Genomic DNA, 17694 nt, shown 5'->3' on the forward strand with positions numbered 1-17694 from the left:
AGAATGTCTGGGTTGTCATCAGGCTGTACGTCATTACCCTCTTTTAGGATACGACCCCATAGACGCGGCATGACAGTCAGCTTACCCCATTCCATGCCTGCCATCATGTAGGCACGATTCCATGAACGTGACAACCGCTCCCCTTCGCCATTAGAGTGATGCACCAAGCCACCGCCAAGCATTCTTAGACGACCGCCAAATGGTAAATCCGCCGACACAGGCTGAGTGACAAATACTTCTGGTTCATAATCATGAGCACGGAATGGGCGAGAGTTATCCTCATTATAAATCTGCCAATGCGCCATGTGGGTATAGCCAAACCATAGGTCTGCATTCGTTCCAAAGACATCATCCATCATTTTTGATTTTAATGACACTTGGAATTTTAGCTCTGGCGCACGCTGATCATTTGGTGTGTAGTTCACGGTTTCTTGATTTGGCGTGCTAGGATGGCGGTTTGGCTTGCCGTGAAAATACATCGGCAAGATATAAACAGGGTTATGTGGGCGTACGCGCCACAGCCCTGCCTCGCTGTTCTTGTCCAAATCATAGCTTAAAGACAGCGGTGTATAGCTGCTGGCCAGACGCTGCACTTCAGCTTCATTGATTGCTACATTGGCATTGTTATCAGCGGTGTGTTCAATGGCATCTTGAGCGGATGGTTCAGCGAACACCACTTGGCGCTTACCAGTAATGCTACGAATGGTCTCACCCAATGCAATTGGTTGTTTTTGTTGAAGTACAGCAGGCTTGTTGCCTTTGGCGATCGAATCAAAACACGCCAAACGTGCCGCATCACTAACCACCGCCGCACACTCATAAAACAATGACTCACCCTCAACACGACTCTTAATCGGTGCCTCAATCGCGTCAGTCGTAACATCAATAACCTCCGCCGCTGTCTCAGATGTGGCAGGCAGTGGAGCTTCAACACCATCGTTGGCGATGGCATTCATCGTGATCAATAACGTCGCTGCGAGCGCTGTTTTTGTAAAGATATGAGCATTCATAATGATACCTAGTTTCTAAAAAATCTTTGATTGCGCTCACTCAAAGCGCTCACCTTGATGTTCGATATAGCCACCTTGATGACGACCCGCTGGATCATGATGCGTCCAATGCACCACACCGCCTTTGTCGGTGTATTCATATTCGCCATAAAAACCTACGTCATCGCCTTTTTTGAGTTTCGCCACCCGTGGCGCAAGGTCAATGTTATGCGCAATCAACACCTTGTGTTTGCTGTCTTCTAGACGGACGATGAATTTTTGATGGCGTGAGCCTTTGTTGTCATCAGGCAATATCGCCGTCACACGACCACAGCCTCGCACTTGGACGTCTGAACGCTGCTGATGGTAGCTGTCAAGAATCGGTTGGTTATTGCAAAACTGGTGTGCGGATGATTGCCGAGCCTTGGTGGAAATTGGCTCAGCGACATGTTGCTTTTGGATGGGCTTATCTAATTCGCAGCCTGTCAGCGCCAGTGCGCCTAGGACGAATACAGACAACACCTTAGCCATTACCTTCATAAGTATGTCATCATTTTTGATAAAATGGGTATATTTTAGCTTAATTTTTATCAGTTTTATATCAAATCTTAAAGATTTTTAACAAATCACTACATTTAAATGTCGATTGACAGTGCTTTATCTAATAAGATTCGCCCTTTTGGTGTGCGCTGAATGTAGCCTTGCTGAATCAAATAAGGCTCGATAACATCTTCTAGCGTCCCTCTGTCTTCTGCCATCGCCGCAGCAATCGCCTCCACGCCCGCAGGTCTGCCATCGAAGCGATCTTTTAGCATGAGCAAATAGCGTCTATCAAGATGATCAAGCCCCTGCTTATCCACTGACAGCATATCTAACGCTGAGCTTGCCATGTGCTCGGTCACCACGCCATCACCCTTCACTTCAGCATAGTCGCGCACACGACGCAGCAGGCGATTGGCGATACGTGGCGTACCACGGCTTCGGCGAGCCACCTCGATCGCCCCGCCTTTATCCATGGCAATATCCATCAGTCTCGCCGCACGCTCAACAATGGTCGTCAAATCCGCCACATTATAAAATTCGAGTCGCTGCACGATGCCAAATCGATCTCGTAAAGGCGCGGTTAATAGCCCTGCACGTGTGGTCGCCGCCACCAGAGTAAAAGGCGGTAAATCAAGCTTAATCGAACGCGCGGCAGGGCCTTCGCCAATCATGATATCAAGCTGATAATCTTCCATCGCAGGGTACAATATCTCTTCGATGACAGGACTTAGACGATGAATCTCGTCAATGAATAATACATCACCTTCTTCAAGATTGGTCAGCATCGCCGCCAGATCTCCAGCCCGCTCAAGCACGGGGCCTGATGTCGAGCGCAGATTACCACCCATTTCACGCGCGATGATGTTGGCAAGCGTTGTCTTGCCAAGCCCTGGCGGTCCAAAAATAAGCGTATGATCAAGGGCTTCTTGGCGCTGTCTGGCCGCCGTAATAAAGACCTCCATCTGCTCACGAACCTTAGGCTGTCCGATATAATCAGACAAAGTTGCAGGGCGTATTGCACGATCTAATACGTCGTCTTTTTTTGGATTGGGGTCGATTAGACGGTTCTGACTCATTGTGATTCTTGTTCTCAAAATACTCTAAAAATAGCAAATAGTATAAAGGATTTTTGGTTATTTGTCGCCACCATTCTTGGTAAGGCACTGCCCGCGCTGCACCTTATAGATAAAGCCAAATCTATCAACTTGTAATCATCCGTTAATGTATAAGACAGATTATCGCCATGGTGATTATTTTAAATCACAAAATAATCATAACTTTCAATGATTTATGAATAAATGATTAAAATTAATATTACCAAATTTACACTCGTGTTGCTAATTTTTGAGGAAATAAACAATAACACAACACTTTCACCAAGGATTTTATATGACTTTTTTGGTGTAAAGATTTATTATATACGCAACTTAAATTTAGCGTATATTTTGCATGGTCATCACTAAAGTCTCAAACGCCTTGTCATCGCCATTCATCGCGCACTCATTCGGCATTGTTCGCACTCATCTTAACGTGAAGTCAATCATCTGTTTGATGGTTATCTTGGCGAGCATGATGAATTTTGCCCACGCCAACCCACGCTTCATGGCGACTCACGGCACGTCTTATCAGTCATCTGAGCCAGATTTGGCGGTGACACAGTATGAGCTTGCTTTGGTGCAGGTGTTGTCTGAGATCTGTCCGCCCATGCTGACCGCCAATCAGCGCGTTGCATTTACCCGCGCTTACAATCAACAATTACGCTCATTCATCCTGACATCCGCCAGCCCAAATGACACGCTGCGACGGATGCATTCACAGCGTAACTATCGTAACGCCCTAAATAGCGTGCGCGCATGGACGGCAAGCTATCCAAAAGCTCAAAATCGCAAATTATGTCTACAGTTCGCTGAAGTTGAATTTTAAACCTATTATTATAAGAAGCCGTCTCAAAGTCGGCTTTTTTATTTGTCAAAATTTTGTTAAGATAAGCATAAAATAATCACATAACAAGACCGAGAATCATCATGTCAAATCACACTTTTAATCGTCAATTTCCCCTAACTCGCATGAGACGCCTGCGCGTGTCCGATGGTATTCGAGACATGGTCGCTGAGACGCATCTAAAGCCTTACCATCTCATTGCGCCGCTGTTCGTGATCGAAGGTAAGAACGAACGCCAAAGCATCAAGAGCATGCCTGATGTTGAACGATTGTCGATTGATCTGACCATAGATTACGTCAAACAGCTATATAGCGAAGGCGTGCGCATGGTGGATATTTTCCCTGTGATTGACCCTGCATTAAAAAGCCCCAATGGCGAAAACGCCTATCACTCAGACACGCTTGCTGTGCGCGCCGTTCGCGAGATTAAGGACACCTGCCCTGATATGATCGTCATGACCGATGTGGCGCTCGATCCTTACACCACCCACGGGCAAGATGGCATCATTGACGAGACTGGCTACGTCATGAATGACATCACCATCGAGACTTTGGTTAAGCAGACGTTGGCTCACGCACGCGCTGGCGCTGATGTCATCTCTCCTTCTGACATGATGGATGGTCGCATTCGTGCGATGCGTGAGGCGCTGGAGCTTGACGGCTTTGTCAATACTGCCATCATGGCATATTCTGCCAAATACGCATCCGCCTACTACGGACCATTTCGCGATGCAGTCGGCTCATCGGGCAATCTAAAAGGGCATAAAAAACAATATCAAATGAACCCCGCCAATCTTGCCGAAGCCCTGCATGAAGTCGCCCTTGACATCAGTGAAGGCGCGGACATGGTCATGGTAAAACCCGGTCAGCCCTACCTAGATGTGGCGCGCGAAGTCAAGGATCAATTTGGTGTGCCCACATTCGCCTATCAAGTCTCTGGCGAATACGCCATGCACATGGCCGCAATCCAAAACGGCTGGCTCACTGATGCAGTTATCCTAGAGAGCCTGATTGGCTTTAGACGTGCAGGCTGCGATGGTATCTTGACCTACTTCGCCCTAAAGGCAAGTCGTATGATGAATGAATAAGTTTTTAAGGTTCTGTTAACGGGCTAGAATGTAGGTGTGATTATTCACACCCATTTATCTATTCATACGATCCAATAAAGACAAAAACTGTCATCTGACTTTACAGGCATTAATAATTTATTCTAAAAAACCACGCCAGATGAGTGGTTTTTATCATTCAACTCTTAACTTTTTTCTCATTAATTAACAAAAAACACTCATCAATCAGACCTAGCACCACCCCAAAAATCATGCTAGAATAAACCCGTTAATTTCACAAAAAATCAGGAAAATTCCATGTCCCAACAAAATGTCTCAAATCAGGACAAAACACAAGATACCGCATTTCAATCTGACATTGATGCTCAGCGTTTACAATTCGAACAAAACGCCCTGCATTATCACGAACACCCTCGCCCAGGTAAGATCTCTGTCACCCCAACCAAACAAATCGCCAACCAACGCGACTTGGCTCTAGCCTACTCTCCCGGCGTTGCTGTACCATGTCTTGAAATCGAAAAAGACCCAAAACTTGCCGCCAAATACACCGCTCGCTCCAACCTAGTTGGCGTCATCACCAATGGTACCGCCGTACTCGGTCTGGGCAACATTGGCGCACTGGCATCAAAACCTGTGATGGAAGGTAAAGGTGTACTGTTTAAGAAATTTGCAGGCATTGATGTATTCGACATCGAAATCAACGAAAACGACCCAGACAAATTCATCGAAACCGTTGCAAGCTTAGAGCCGACTTTTGGCGGTATTAACCTAGAAGACATCAAAGCACCAGAGTGCTTTAAAATTGAGCGTGAACTTCGTAGCCGCATGAACATCCCTGTGTTCCATGACGACCAACATGGCACAGCGATTATCTCGGCAGCCGCTCTGCTTAACGCCCTAAAATTAAACGGCAAAAACATCAGCGACATCACGCTGGTCTGCTCAGGCGCAGGCGCAGCAGCGATCTCATGTCTTGATCTGGCGGTAGCACTGGGCGTTCGTAAAGAAAACATCTACGTACTAGATTCAAAAGGCGTCATCACCACCAGCCGCGAGAACCTAGACGAGTCAAAACAACGCTACGCACGCGACACAGACAAGATCACCTTGGCAGAAGTCATGGTAAATGCGGACGTATTCTTAGGCCTGTCAGGTCCTGGCGTCGTCTCTCAAGACATGGTGCGTTCGATGGCCCGAGATCCGATCATCTTCGCCCTGGCCAACCCAACCCCAGAGATCATGCCAGAGCTTGCCCACGCCGTACGTTCGGACGTGATCATGGCGACAGGTCGTTCAGATTATCCAAACCAAGTAAATAACGCGCTTTGCTTCCCGTACATCTTCCGTGGTGCGCTGGATGTGGGTGCAACGGTCGTGAACGAAGAGATGAAACTTGCCTGCGTGCACGCCATCGCAGCCATGGCACACACAGAATCTACCGAGCTAGAAGATGATGGCAAATCTGCCAAATCATTCGGTCGTGAGTATCTAATCCCTGGCCCGCTAGAGCCAAACCTAATCCTAGAGATTGCTCCTGCCGTTGCAAAAGCGGCGATGGACACAGGCGTTGCGACATTGCCTATCGAAGATTTCGATGCGTATCGTCAGACGCTATCTGAATTCGTCTACAACACCGCTCTTGCGATGAAGCCTGTATTCAACAAGGCCAAACGCAATCCAAAACGCATCGTGTACGCAGAAGGCGAAGACATCAACGTACTGCGCGCTGTGCAAGTTGTGGTCGATGAGAAGATCGCTACGCCAATTCTTGTTGGTCGCCCTGATGTTATTAAGCAAGAAATCAACGCACTTGGTCTGCGCCTGATCGACGGTGAGAACATCACCATCATCGACCCAAACAACAACCCACGCTACGAAGAATACAGCCAGCATCACTATACCACCAACCAACGTAACGGTGTCAGCCTAGAATTGGCTCGCCGTGATGTGCGTCGTAAGACGACATTGATCGCATCATTGATGGTAGAGCTTGGCGACGCTGACGGTCTGATCTGTGGTACGTTTGGTTTCTATCACCTACATCTAAAATACCTAAACCAAGTCATTGGCAAAAAAGAAGGTGTCAGCAACTTCTACGCGATGAGCGCCGTATTGATGCAAAACCGCAACCTATTCATCGCCGATACCTACATCAATGACGACCCAACCGCTGAGGAGTTGGCTGAGATGACCATCTTGGCAGCCAAGAGCGTGCGTCGCTTTGGCATCACACCAAAAGTTGCCCTACTGTCACACTCAAACTTCGGCACGTCAGACCGCGAATCTGCTGTGAAGATGCGCAAGGTTCACGACATCCTAACTCAGATGAATGTTGATTTTGAATTTGATGGTGAAATGCACGGTGACATCGCACTAGATGAGCGCATGCGCAAGCAAAGCTATCCATTTAGCTCACTTCAAGGCTCAGCGAACCTGCTGATCCTACCGACGCTAGATGCTGCTAACATCGCTTTCAACCTTCTAAAAACTGCTACAGGCTCGGCCGCACTAGGTCCGATTCTACTGGGCGCAGACAAGCCTGTACACATTCTTACCCCATCAGCTACCGCACGTCGTATCGTCAACATGACGGCGCTGACTGTGAACGATGTTCAAGAAATGCAAGCTTAAGCAATCTCATAGACAAAAGACCTTGCCACGCAGGGTCTTTTTTTTATGTCAAAAAAACAGTACAATCAAACAAATTTCAATGGTGATTCATCGATGCAAATTTATCTGGTAGGCGGTGCGGTGCGCGATACCCTGTTAAACCTCCCCATTAAAGACAAGGATTTTATGGTTGTGGGTGGTTCGGTAGAGCAGATGCTGGCACAAGGCTTTGAGCAGGTGGGCGCGGATTTTCCTGTATTCTTACACCCCATCACACACGCTGAATATGCCCTAGCCCGCACCGAAAGAAAAAGCGGACACGGCTATCAAGGCTTTAGCGTAAGCACGAATAACGTCAGTCTAGAAGACGACCTCATGCGCCGCGACCTTACCATCAATGCGATGGCGATGCCTGTGCGCTCGCTTTTTGATGACACATTGACAGGGCAGATCGTCGATCCTTATGATGGTCAAGATGATCTTGATAAAAAAGTATTGCGCCACGTCTCGCCTGCCTTTAGTGAAGATCCGCTTAGGGTGCTTAGGGTAGCGCGGTTTTATGCGCGGTTTTATGACATGGGCTTTGTGGTGGCAGATGAGACCGCTACACTAATGCAAAGCATCGCTAGAGACGGCGAGCTCAACCATCTAAGTCGCGAACGCATTTGGAGCGAATCGGCGCGAGCCCTGGGTGAGAAGCACGGATACGCGTATTTTAAGCTGCTATTAGAGCTTGCTATTTTAAAACACATCTTGCCAGAGCTGTCTGACAGCCTACAAGACAAAGTGCGACGAGAATCTGCATTTAATGCGTTAAAACGCTGTCCAGATGCACCCTTGACCATCAAATTCGCCTTACTCATGTCGGTATTTTTAGATGATCCTGATGCTTTGGACAAGCTACAACACACCACCAATCGCCTGATGACGCCCAATCACATCAAGAACTTTGCCAAGGCGTTCATCACGCATTATGACAACATTCTAAAGCTGCCAAATGTGGATGCAGATACTCTGCTGTCTTTGATCGAACAGACACGCGCGCACAAAGACGATGAAACGATACGCCTATTGATGCAGGTGGTAAATGCACTACACAAGATTAACATATCAATGGAATTCATGATAAACGCCATCAAAATCTACAATAAAATTGGCATTAATGACGTCAATCCCAACCTAAAAGGCAAGGCAATCGGTGATGAGCTGACACGCTTAAGAAAAATCCAGCTCGCAGATTATTTAGATCGGTATTTAGAAGATACGACAAGGAAGCACTCATGAATTCATCTAAAGTCGCCCTAGTCACAGGTGGTGCCAAGCGTATCGGGCATGCGATCACTCAGGCATTGCACACACAGGGCTATGATGTCATCATTCATCACAATCACAGTCAAGATGCTGCCAAGGCACTTCGCGATGAGTTAAATGCCATTCGCCTAAATTCTGCCAACACCATCCAGGCCAACCTTAGCATCATTAATGACAGCGCCCTACTAAATCAATTCACCAACGATGTCATGTCACTGTTTGGACAGTTAGATCTATTGGTACATAACGCGTCTAGCTTCTATTCGACCTCGCTGAATGACGATCATGCAAATTGGCAGACACACTGGGATGATTTGTTCTTGACTAACGCCAAAGCGCCACTTTTTTTGAGTGTGGCTTTTAAAGATGAGCTTGCCAAGCAACACGGCGCCATCATCAGCCTGCTGGACATTCATGCGCGCGATAAGCCCTTTGTCGGCTACCCGATTTATAACATGGCAAAGGCTGCCCACCACATGATGGTGCAAAGCCTTGCGCTTGAGCTTGCGCCCAACATTCGCATCAATGGCGTATCGCCAGGCGTGAACATCTTTCCTGATGATAATCAAAACAGCGAATTAAACGACAGCACAAAACAAGCCCTAACCGACTCTGTGCCACTCGGTAAAATCGGCACACCTCAAGACATCGCAAATGCCGTGGCGTTCTTGGCAGGTGCCGATTATATTACAGGTCAAGTGCTTGCCATTGATGGCGGGCGCAGCCTCACCCTAAAAGGTGGATGACATTCTTGTATGTTTTGCTGACATATTTTGGCAATCATTAATGCGATGACAACCGCCCAAATACAAAACCCTTGCAATAACAAGGATTTAAAATCCACCAATTTCCCGCTCAAGTTACAAAATTGTTGCCAAATGTGGCTTGTTTTTATCAAAAATAGCTGACAATGCTATTTTTTTACGGTACAATGCGCTTCTATTTTTCATCTGAAAAATCCCAAATCTGCCACATCGGCGTTTTTGGGTTTTATTTTGTAAAAAATTCTTGGAGTTGATAGCTTAATCAAATCTCAAACACGCCCAAATCAGATTATCCCGATCTGTCATTAGCACGTTTGAAACAGTATTACGCACCCCAACGCCTTTTCTCTTTTTTGCGTTTACGCACGCTTTTGGAGGATAATACGTTGAGTATTTCACCTGTTCCTGCTAATGCTGCCAAGTTGCAGCGTAATCTTGGTCTATGGCACGTCATCATTATTGGTCTTGCCTATATTCAGCCGATGACACTACTTGATACCTTTGGTATGGTATCTCGCGACAGTGGCGGTCATGTCCCCATGTCCTATATCTTTGCCCTGATTGCCATTTTGCTGACATCAATTAGCTACGGTCATATGATACGGGCATACCCATCCTCAGGCTCTGCCTATACCTACACCCAAAAAGCAATCAACCCATCAATGGGCTTTATGGTCGGCTGGTCGAGCTGGCTAGACTACCTGCTTTCGCCGATGGTTAATATCATCTTGGCGGTGCTATATCTTGAAGCTCTATTCCCCTCGGTGAACCATTGGGTTTGGGTAATTGGCCTGACAGGTCTGATGACCATCGTCAATATTTTTGGCTCAAAGACCGTTGCCTACTTTAACAGCTGGATCGTAGCGGTGCAGTTGGTGGTTATTGCTGTATTCACCTATTTGATCTATAGCAAGCTACAAATGGCACAGTACGCTGCCAACACTCGCCCTGAAGACATCTATGAGCTGTGGAGCTTGAAGCCATTCTGGGATGAGATGACCAGCGTTGGTGCGTTGATCACAGGTGCGACCATTCTATGCTTCTCGTTCACAGGCTTTGACTCGATTTCTAGCCTTGCTGAAGAGACCAAAGACGTTAAAAACACCCTGCCAAAAGCAATGATTCTAACAACGCTGATCGCAGGTATGGTATTTATCATCAGCGGCTACTTCATGCAAGCTTACCTACCAAGTAGCCCTGAACTGTACTTTGAAGCGGTGGATGAGACTCAAGCAGAGATCTTGCTACTTGTGGGTGGTTCGGCATTCCAAGCGATCGTACTGGGCTTTGCAATTGTCACAGTAATGGCGTCTGGTATCTCAGCTCATGCTGGCGTATCTCGTCTGATGTATGTGATGGGTCGTGACGGCGTGATCAGCAATAAGATTTTTGGCCAATTAAGCCCGAAATTCTTCACTCCAGTGAACAACATCCTGATCGCAGGTGGCGTGGCATTGACCGCAGGCTTTATTAGCCTAGAGACAGTGGTAAACCTAATCAGCTTCGGTGCGTTGACTGCATTTAGCTTTGTGAACCTGTCGGTAATCTTCCGCTATGCCATTCGGGATAAACGCATCAAAACCCCAAAAGAGATTTTTAACTACGTCATCATACCTACACTTGGCTTTATCAGCATCTTCTTGATGTGGCTAGAAGTGGATAGCATCACCTTTGGTGTGGGTATCTTCTGGGCATTCTTAGGCTTTATCTGGCTAAGCATCAAGACAGGCGGCTTCAAAAAGCCAGTACCTCAATACCGCGAAGACGTGTAATGCGTTTCACATCCAAAAACCCTGTCAAGTTGGCAGGGTTTTTTGTTAAAATAATCATACAATTTTTCTTAAAAATCGTATTATAATAATAAAATAATCCCACCCTTAGGTGACATCATGAAAAAACCAATACTCCTATCTGCATTCGTCCTAGCCCTCGCCATGACAGGCTGTGCCACGAAACAGCCACAGCTCAACGTCAATGACTGCGCAACTGCAGACTGGCAAACTATCGGCATCAAAGACGGTCAAAACGGCTACAGCGCCCAACGCATTCTAAGCCATCAAAAAACCTGCCAAGCAGCTGGCATTAGCCCGAACCGAGCAGCTTGGGAAGAAGGTCGTCAGATCGGCCTACAAAGCTACTGCACGAAGTCGAATGCCTACGAGATGGGCAGACGCGGCTATGAATTGACCGGTGTCTGCGATCACAACCTAGAAGAGCTGCACCATGCCAACATGATGGGACTTCAACAATATGAGATGAGTCAGCGCATTCACCGCCCTTATGGGTATGGCTACTATGGCGGCTATCCGTTTTTGCCTTGGTATTTTTATTGATTCACACAAGCCCCAATGGTATTCATTGGGGTTTTTCGTTTATAGATGATTTTTGCAACCTTGCTCTTTATGGGAAAATTATAAATTCTTAAATCCCAACCAAGCTAGTTGATATTAAGCATTGAATGCCATAATAACAATACCCACGAACACGATCGCCAGCATCAGCCAGCCCAGTCGCTTTGCGCTTTGATTAACTTCAACCAAATCCACATCTTGCTTTAATTTTGTTGCAATCCAGCGCCTCGTCAGATATCCTGATACCATCCCAAATACCGCCAAGCATACCGCATGTAGCAGCCCAGCCCAGATGCCTTCAAGGTTAAAGATCTCAAGCTCTGGACGACAATACCAAAGCACAAACAAAATCAACGCATAAAGCGCAACGCCAAACCCACGCCCAGCGTCAAGAATGTGCTTATAGGTCTCATCTGAACAGCTCATTATTCACCCATCCCTATTATCTTTAAATAAAATTTAAGAGCAATTTACAATGGTTTATGCCCACAAACAACAACATTTTAACATGAAAAAATTTTAAATCTTATGCTAAAATATTGAATAATTTTAAATCATTAGGTTAAGATTATCATGTTAGAAATCCGCCACCTACAGATGCTCTCTACGCTGGCTCGTCATGGCTCGCTGGCGACCACCGCCGATGAGCTGAATCTGACCGCATCCGCCATCTCTCATCAGCTAAAAGAACTTGAAAGCTTTTATAACATCTCTTTGGTGAATCGTCGCACGCGCCCTGTCAGCTTCACGCCTGCAGGCAAGCTCTTACTGCAGCTGGCCGACAGCATTCTACCGCAGGTCGCCCGCACCAAATCCGACATCAAACGACTGGCGCACGGTCAGGCAGGACAATTAAGACTTGCCAGTGAATGCCACAGCTGCTTTGATTGGCTGATGCCAATTTTAAATGTTTATCGTAAAGAATACAGCGATGTTGAGCTGGACTTTACTTCAGGGTTTGAACCTGAGCCGCACCAGATGCTCATTGATGGCGACATTGATCTACTGATCACCGCAAGCAACCTGCCCATTGAAGGCATCCTGTACGAGCCACTATTTACTTACGAAAGCCGCCTGGTGCTCTCGCCTTCACATCTGCTCGCCAGCCATAACACCATCGAACCTGACGACCTCATCAATGAGACGCTCATCGCTTATCCTGTAGAACAAAAACGTCTAGACATCATCGCTAAGTTCTTGGAGCCTAACGGTGTCATGCCAAAGCAAATCCGCACTACCGAACTTACCGCCATGCTCATACAGTTGGTCGCCAGTGAACGTGGTGTGGCGGCACTGCCTGACTGGGTGGCGAGCGAATATGAAAAAAAAGGCTGGGTGGTTAGCCGTCCGCTGGGCGCTGGCGTGTACTGCCAACTGTATGCAGCGATTCGTAGCGACAGTCAGGAATTGGCTTATATGAAAGGTTTTCTAAGCTTACTAGAAAACATTCAAAAACCTTAAACTAATGAATGATGATAGACAATTTAAATGATAGTATTTTTTAAATAAATGATAATAGCAGTTTTATCATCCAAACAATATAGTTATGCATCCGTCAAAGATGGTATAATAGCCACGCGACAAATGGATTTAGCTGCAAGTCATCCGCTTGCAGCGATTGAATGATGTGTGACATTAGGCGCATCAACCATTCACCCTATTTATGAGACAATAACATCGGAGTTTTTATGAGCAAATCCACCATCATCTATACTTATACTGATGAAGCCCCTGCCCTAGCCACCCATTCACTACTACCTATCGTACAAGCCTTCACTAAAAGTGCTGACATCGAATTTGTAACCAGCGACATCTCTCTAGCCTCACGTATTTTGTCACAATTTCCAGAATATCTGACCGAAGAACAACGCAAAGCTGACGCACTGGCTGAGCTTGGCGAACTGGTAAAACAGCCTGATGCCAACGTCATCAAACTACCTAACATCTCAGCTTCTGTACCACAGCTACTGGCCACCATCAAAGAACTACAAGGCGATGGCTATAACGTGCCAAACTACCCAACCGAAGCAACCACCGACGAAGAAAAAGAAATCCAAGCACGCTATGACCGCGTTAAAGGCTCTGCGGTAAACCCTGTACTTCGTGAAGGTAACTCTGACCGCCGCGCACCTAAAGCCGTTAAAAACTTCGCTAAGAAATTCCCACACTCTATGGGCGCATGGACTGCCGACTCTAAGACACACGTAGCGACGATGACGGACAATGATTTCTTCCATAACGAAAAATCATTCACCGCACCGACTGCGGGCAGCGCATCTATCGTATTTACCGACAATGCTGGCAACCGCAGCGAACTTCGTAAGCCTGTTGCCCTACTAGAAGGCGAAGTATTCGACGCGACCGTACTGAACAAGAACGCCTTGGTAGCCTTCCTAGAGCGTGAAATCAAAGACGCCAAAGACAAAGGCGTGCTGTTTAGTCTACACATGAAAGCTACCATGATGAAAGTCTCAGACCCAATCATCTTTGGTCACGCGGTTAAAGCATTCTTCGCTCCAGTCTTCGAAAAATTCGGCGACAAACTAAGCGCAGCAGGCGTGAACGTGAACAACGGTCTGGGCAACCTATTTGCCAACCTAGACAAGCTAGATACCGAGACTCGCACCGATGTTGAGACGCTGATCGCCAAGTCTTACTTTGAAGGTCCTAGCATCGCCATGGTTGATTCTAACAAAGGCATCACCAACCTACACGTACCAAGTGATGTTATTATTGATGCATCTATCCCTGCGATGATCCGCACCTCAGGTCGCATGTGGAACCGTGATGGCGAACTTCAAGACGCCAAGATTGTTATCCCTGACAGCACTTATGCGCCACTATATGAGACCGTAGTATCATTCTGTAAAGAGCACGGTGCATTCGACCCTGTTACCATGGGCACTGTGCCTAACGTTGGTCTGATGGCTCAAAAAGCTGAAGAATACGGCTCACACGACAAGACTTTCGAGATCCCTGCTGACGGTAAAGTTGAAGTGATCGATGAAACTGGCAACGTTCTACTAAGTCACGACGTACAAGCTGGCGACATCTGGCGCGCCTGCCAAACCAAAGACGCTCCGATCAAAGACTGGGTACAACTAGCTGTGAACCGCGCTCGTCTGTCTGACACCCCTGCTGTGTTCTGGCTGGATGAGAACCGTGCGCACGACGCTCAGCTAATTAAGAAAGTAAACGCATATCTGGCCGAGCTTGACACCGCAGGTCTAGACATCCGTATTCTAGCGCCAGCTGATGCTACTCGCTTCACGCTAGAGCGCCTAAAAGCAGGTCAAGACACCATCAGCGTCACTGGTAACGTACTGCGCGACTACCTGACCGACCTATTCCCAATCCTAGAGCTGGGCACTTCAGCGAAGATGCTGTCTATCGTACCGCTAATGAATGGCGGCGGCATGTTCGAAACTGGCGCGGGCGGTTCTGCACCTAAGCACGTTCAGCAGTTCAACGAAGAGAACCATCTACGCTGGGACAGCCTAGGCGAATTCTTAGCATTGGCAGTATCGCTTGAGCACCTATCACAAAAAACCGGCAACGCCAAAGCTCAAGTACTGGCTGACGCACTGGATGCTGCCACAGAGAAGCTTCTACTCAATGACAAGTCTCCAAAACGTAAAGCAGGCGAGCTTGACAACCGTGGCAGCCACTACTACCTAGCAACTTACTGGGCGCAAGAGTTGGCAGCGCAGAACACCGATGCGCAGTTGGCGGCTGAGTTTGCACCAATCGCCAAGGCATTGACCGAAAATGAAGCAACCATCGTGAACGAACTGAACAGCGTTCAAGGCAAAGCCATTGACACCAAAGGCTACTACTCAGCCGATCGTGACGTGCTTACCCAAGCGATGCGCCCAAGTGCAACATTTAATCAAATCATTGCACAACTTTAATTCATCCTCACAAAATGCCATCTTTTTAGGTGGCATTTTTATTTCTGTATTATGAAAAACATCACCTTAAGCACATTAAAATATTTAATGATCTTCATCGTCATCTATATGGTGGTGAATCTTTGGCGCGCACCCACCTTACCCGACACGCCAGAGCTTCGCTATCAGACCAATCAAGGTCAGATCATTGATGCCGTCGCCCAAAGTCATGATGCACCTGTATTGGTGTATTTTTGGGGTACGTGGTGCTCGATCTGTCGCATCACCACGCCGAATGTCGAGACATTACACGAGAATGGTACGCCTGTGATCACCGTTGCCACACGATCGGACAGCACGACAGAATTGGCGGAGTACCTCACCAAAAATCAGCTTGATTTTATGGTGATTAATGACTTGGATGGTCGGGTTTTTCAGGATTGGCAAGGCAAAGTAACGCCATCGTTCGTCATCCTAAAAGATGGTAAAATCCATCAAAGCTTTACCGGCATCGCACCACTTTGGTCGTTAAAATTAAGGCTTTGGATGGCGCGCCTTTAATGAGATTAACATTAGGCGGGTTTTTAGGCTTATGTTATAATAATCGTTTTTATTCTGTATTCATCAAGAGCACCCCATGAGCGCACAAGGCACATTATTCATCATCACCGCCGCATCAGGCACCGGCAAAACCAGCCTCGTCAAAGAGCTACTCGCCACTACGGACAACCTAAAAGTTAGCATCTCGCACACCACCAGACAGCCACGACCTGCTGAGGCTGATGGCGTGCATTATTATTTTACTGACAAAGCGGCTTTTGAGCAGCTGATCGCGAAAGGTGCTTTTTTTGAATATGCTGAAGTCTTTGGCAATTATTATGGCACAAGCAAGCAAGCCGTGGATGACTTACTTAACCAAGGCATCGATGTCATCTTAGAGATCGACTGGCAAGGCGCATTACAAGTCAAAGAAAAATCCCCGCAAGCTGTAATGATCTTCATTCTGCCACCAAGTCGTGACGCGCTGCGCAGCCGATTGTCTAATCGTGGTCAGGACAGCAGCGATGTCATCCAGACACGTCTGGCGGGTGCGGTCACTGAGATGAAGAATTACCACCACTTTGATTATGTTGTAATTAATGATGACTTTAGCACCGCATTGAGTGATCTGCAGACCATCATCAAGGCGCAGCGCCTAACCTTAACGCAGCAGGCAGCTCGTCAAAACGCACTCATCGAATCTCTACTAAGCGACTGATCGCCCGATGGCTCGCTTGGTGCTGCTTGGGCTGCTTGCAGGGTTATTTTTTAGTACGACGTTTGTACTTAACGAGCTAATGGCAAGCCAAAACGGTCATTGGTTCTGGTCGGCAAGTGGTCGCTACATCTTTATGTGGTTCATATTAAGCGCGCTCATCGCCCTAAAAGACGGCGTTAAGACCTTAGTTGGTCTTGTTGCACTGTTTACAGATCACTGGAAATTCTGGTGTGTGGCAGGCGGTATTGGCTTTGGTGGGTTTTATGCGTTTTTGTGCTTTGGTGCAGATCACGCACCCGGCTGGATCATCGCTGCGACTTTTCAGTTTACCGCTGTGGCAAGCTTGATTGTCTTGGCTGTATTTGGCGAGCGTCTAAGTAAGCGCATCATTGGCACAAGTCTGCTGATATTCACAGGTGTGCTAATTACCAACCTTGGCGAAGGACTACATCACGCCACAGGCAGCACAAGTACTTTATTACTGATGGGTACTACCTGCATTCATAGCAGGGTTTTGTTTCCCTGTGGGCAATCAGCTAGTCTGGTATAGCACTGCCAAGCCCACTCATCATAACGCATTGACCCAAGCCATCCCACACATCACATCACCACTCATGCGCAGTGCCTTAAATAAAGTATGGCTACTGACCACAGGTTCTCTGCCGCTTTGGCTCGTGCTTGGCTTGTTCATACAGCCAGATTTTCCCAGCACATCTCAAGTGTTTAATACGTTTTTGGTGGCGTTATTTGCAGGTGTGATCGCAACGAGCATTTTTCTGTTTGCGCGTTCCAAAGCCACAACCAGCGCGCAGATCGCTGCCATCGACGCCACCCAAGCAAGTGAAGTGCTGTTTGCCGTCTTGGGTGGTATGGCTCTATTGGGGACATCGGCACCGTCGCTCATCAGCATGATTGGGGTGTTGATGGTTGTGGTGGGTTTATTTGGTTTTGCCAAGATACAGGCTTAATT

17 protein-coding genes are annotated in these 17694 nt (G+C 47.2%); 13 read left to right on the top strand and 4 right to left on the bottom strand.

The window, feature by feature from the left end:
- The 3 genes from GY683_RS01915 to ruvB all read right to left on the bottom strand — a co-directional run.
- A partial coding sequence (locus tag GY683_RS01915; RefSeq protein WP_297287143.1) for a phospholipase A occupies window positions 1–1010 on the bottom strand: 1010 nt, incomplete at its 3' end.
- Between the two features lie 36 nt (window positions 1011–1046).
- Window positions 1047–1529 carry a DUF3465 domain-containing protein gene (locus tag GY683_RS01920; protein ID WP_297287144.1) on the bottom strand — a complete coding sequence of 161 codons (483 nt, stop codon included), beginning with the start codon at window positions 1527–1529 and terminating at the stop codon, window positions 1047–1049.
- A 95-nt stretch (window positions 1530–1624) separates the two neighbouring features.
- Complete coding sequence (gene ruvB, locus GY683_RS01925; protein WP_297287145.1) at window positions 1625–2608, bottom strand: Holliday junction branch migration DNA helicase RuvB; 984 nt, start codon at window positions 2606–2608, stop codon at window positions 1625–1627.
- A 373-nt stretch (window positions 2609–2981) separates the two neighbouring features.
- On the opposite strand from ruvB, the gene GY683_RS01930 reads away from it, so the two are divergent.
- The 7 genes from GY683_RS01930 to GY683_RS01960 all read left to right on the top strand — a co-directional run bounded on the left by GY683_RS01930 (window position 2982) and on the right by GY683_RS01960 (window position 11558).
- Window positions 2982–3455, top strand: a complete 474-nt coding sequence (locus GY683_RS01930; protein ID WP_297287146.1) for a hypothetical protein — start codon at window positions 2982–2984, stop codon at window positions 3453–3455.
- Between the two features lie 101 nt (window positions 3456–3556).
- Entirely contained in the window at window positions 3557–4561 is a 1005-nt protein-coding gene (hemB, locus tag GY683_RS01935; RefSeq protein ID WP_297287147.1) for a porphobilinogen synthase, read from the top strand.
- 276 nt (window positions 4562–4837) lie between these two features.
- Entirely contained in the window at window positions 4838–7171 is a 2334-nt protein-coding gene (locus tag GY683_RS01940; protein WP_297287148.1) for an NADP-dependent malic enzyme, read from the top strand.
- Window positions 7172–7264: 93 nt separating this feature from the next.
- Window positions 7265–8434, top strand: a complete 1170-nt coding sequence (locus tag GY683_RS01945; protein WP_297287149.1) for a tRNA nucleotidyltransferase — start codon at window positions 7265–7267, stop codon at window positions 8432–8434.
- Window positions 8431–9207 carry a pteridine reductase gene (locus GY683_RS01950; protein WP_297287150.1) on the top strand — a complete coding sequence of 259 codons (777 nt, stop codon included), beginning with the start codon at window positions 8431–8433 and terminating at the stop codon, window positions 9205–9207. The genes GY683_RS01945 and GY683_RS01950 overlap by 4 nt, the downstream gene beginning before the upstream one ends.
- Window positions 9208–9611: 404 nt before the next feature.
- Window positions 9612–10997 (top strand): APC family permease, encoded by a 1386-nt coding sequence (locus GY683_RS01955; protein ID WP_297287151.1) that lies wholly within the window; start codon window positions 9612–9614, stop codon window positions 10995–10997.
- A gap of 117 nt (window positions 10998–11114) precedes the next feature.
- The gene (locus GY683_RS01960; RefSeq protein ID WP_297287152.1) at window positions 11115–11558 is read left to right on the top strand and encodes a DUF2799 domain-containing protein; all 444 of its coding nucleotides are present in this window, start codon (window positions 11115–11117) and stop codon (window positions 11556–11558) included.
- Between the two features lie 114 nt (window positions 11559–11672).
- Here the strand turns inward: GY683_RS01960 and GY683_RS01965 are convergent, their stop codons facing one another.
- A complete protein-coding gene (locus GY683_RS01965; protein ID WP_297287153.1) occupies window positions 11673–12002 on the bottom strand; it encodes a hypothetical protein in 330 nt (109 codons plus the stop codon).
- Window positions 12003–12149: 147 nt separating this feature from the next.
- Between GY683_RS01965 and GY683_RS01970 the strand changes: the two genes are divergently transcribed.
- The 6 genes from GY683_RS01970 to GY683_RS01995 all read left to right on the top strand — a co-directional run bounded on the left by GY683_RS01970 (window position 12150) and on the right by GY683_RS01995 (window position 17692).
- Window positions 12150–13037, top strand: a complete 888-nt coding sequence (locus tag GY683_RS01970) for a LysR family transcriptional regulator (RefSeq protein ID WP_297287154.1) — start codon at window positions 12150–12152, stop codon at window positions 13035–13037.
- Window positions 13038–13264: 227 nt separating this feature from the next.
- The gene (locus tag GY683_RS01975) at window positions 13265–15487 is read left to right on the top strand and encodes an NADP-dependent isocitrate dehydrogenase (RefSeq protein WP_297287155.1); all 2223 of its coding nucleotides are present in this window, start codon (window positions 13265–13267) and stop codon (window positions 15485–15487) included.
- A gap of 51 nt (window positions 15488–15538) precedes the next feature.
- Complete coding sequence (locus GY683_RS01980) at window positions 15539–16027, top strand: protein disulfide oxidoreductase (protein WP_297287156.1); 489 nt, start codon at window positions 15539–15541, stop codon at window positions 16025–16027.
- Window positions 16028–16103: 76 nt separating this feature from the next.
- A complete protein-coding gene (gmk, locus tag GY683_RS01985; RefSeq protein WP_297287157.1) occupies window positions 16104–16724 on the top strand; it encodes a guanylate kinase in 621 nt (206 codons plus the stop codon).
- A 7-nt stretch (window positions 16725–16731) separates the two neighbouring features.
- Entirely contained in the window at window positions 16732–17274 is a 543-nt protein-coding gene (locus GY683_RS01990) for a multidrug resistance efflux transporter family protein (protein WP_297287158.1), read from the top strand.
- Entirely contained in the window at window positions 17249–17692 is a 444-nt protein-coding gene (locus GY683_RS01995; protein ID WP_297287159.1) for a multidrug resistance efflux transporter family protein, read from the top strand. Before GY683_RS01990 ends, GY683_RS01995 begins: the two co-directional genes overlap by 26 nt.
- Window positions 17693–17694 lie beyond the last annotated feature (2 nt).

Source organism: Moraxella sp., from assembly GCF_024227015.1.
In the GTDB taxonomy this organism is placed as follows: Bacteria; Pseudomonadota; Gammaproteobacteria; order Pseudomonadales; family Moraxellaceae; genus Moraxella.

Excerpts from the sequence above, each read along its gene's own strand:
- GY683_RS01965 (WP_297287153.1), bottom strand. The coding sequence starts at position 12,002 with ATGAGCTGTTCAGATGAGACCTATAAGCACATTCTTGACGCTGGGCGT.
- gmk (WP_297287157.1), top strand. The coding sequence starts at position 16,104 with ATGAGCGCACAAGGCACATTATTCATCATCACCGCCGCATCAGGCACC.
- GY683_RS01970 (WP_297287154.1), top strand. The coding sequence starts at position 12,150 with ATGTTAGAAATCCGCCACCTACAGATGCTCTCTACGCTGGCTCGTCAT.
- hemB (WP_297287147.1), top strand. The coding sequence starts at position 3,557 with ATGTCAAATCACACTTTTAATCGTCAATTTCCCCTAACTCGCATGAGA.
- ruvB (WP_297287145.1), bottom strand. The coding sequence starts at position 2,608 with ATGAGTCAGAACCGTCTAATCGACCCCAATCCAAAAAAAGACGACGTA.
- GY683_RS01950 (WP_297287150.1), top strand. The coding sequence starts at position 8,431 with ATGAATTCATCTAAAGTCGCCCTAGTCACAGGTGGTGCCAAGCGTATC.
- GY683_RS01960 (WP_297287152.1), top strand. The coding sequence starts at position 11,115 with ATGAAAAAACCAATACTCCTATCTGCATTCGTCCTAGCCCTCGCCATG.
- GY683_RS01930 (WP_297287146.1), top strand. The coding sequence starts at position 2,982 with ATGGTCATCACTAAAGTCTCAAACGCCTTGTCATCGCCATTCATCGCG.
- GY683_RS01975 (WP_297287155.1), top strand. The coding sequence starts at position 13,265 with ATGAGCAAATCCACCATCATCTATACTTATACTGATGAAGCCCCTGCC.
- GY683_RS01980 (WP_297287156.1), top strand. The coding sequence starts at position 15,539 with ATGAAAAACATCACCTTAAGCACATTAAAATATTTAATGATCTTCATC.
- GY683_RS01940 (WP_297287148.1), top strand. The coding sequence starts at position 4,838 with ATGTCCCAACAAAATGTCTCAAATCAGGACAAAACACAAGATACCGCA.
- GY683_RS01920 (WP_297287144.1), bottom strand. The coding sequence starts at position 1,529 with ATGAAGGTAATGGCTAAGGTGTTGTCTGTATTCGTCCTAGGCGCACTG.
- GY683_RS01945 (WP_297287149.1), top strand. The coding sequence starts at position 7,265 with ATGCAAATTTATCTGGTAGGCGGTGCGGTGCGCGATACCCTGTTAAAC.
- GY683_RS01990 (WP_297287158.1), top strand. The coding sequence starts at position 16,732 with ATGGCTCGCTTGGTGCTGCTTGGGCTGCTTGCAGGGTTATTTTTTAGT.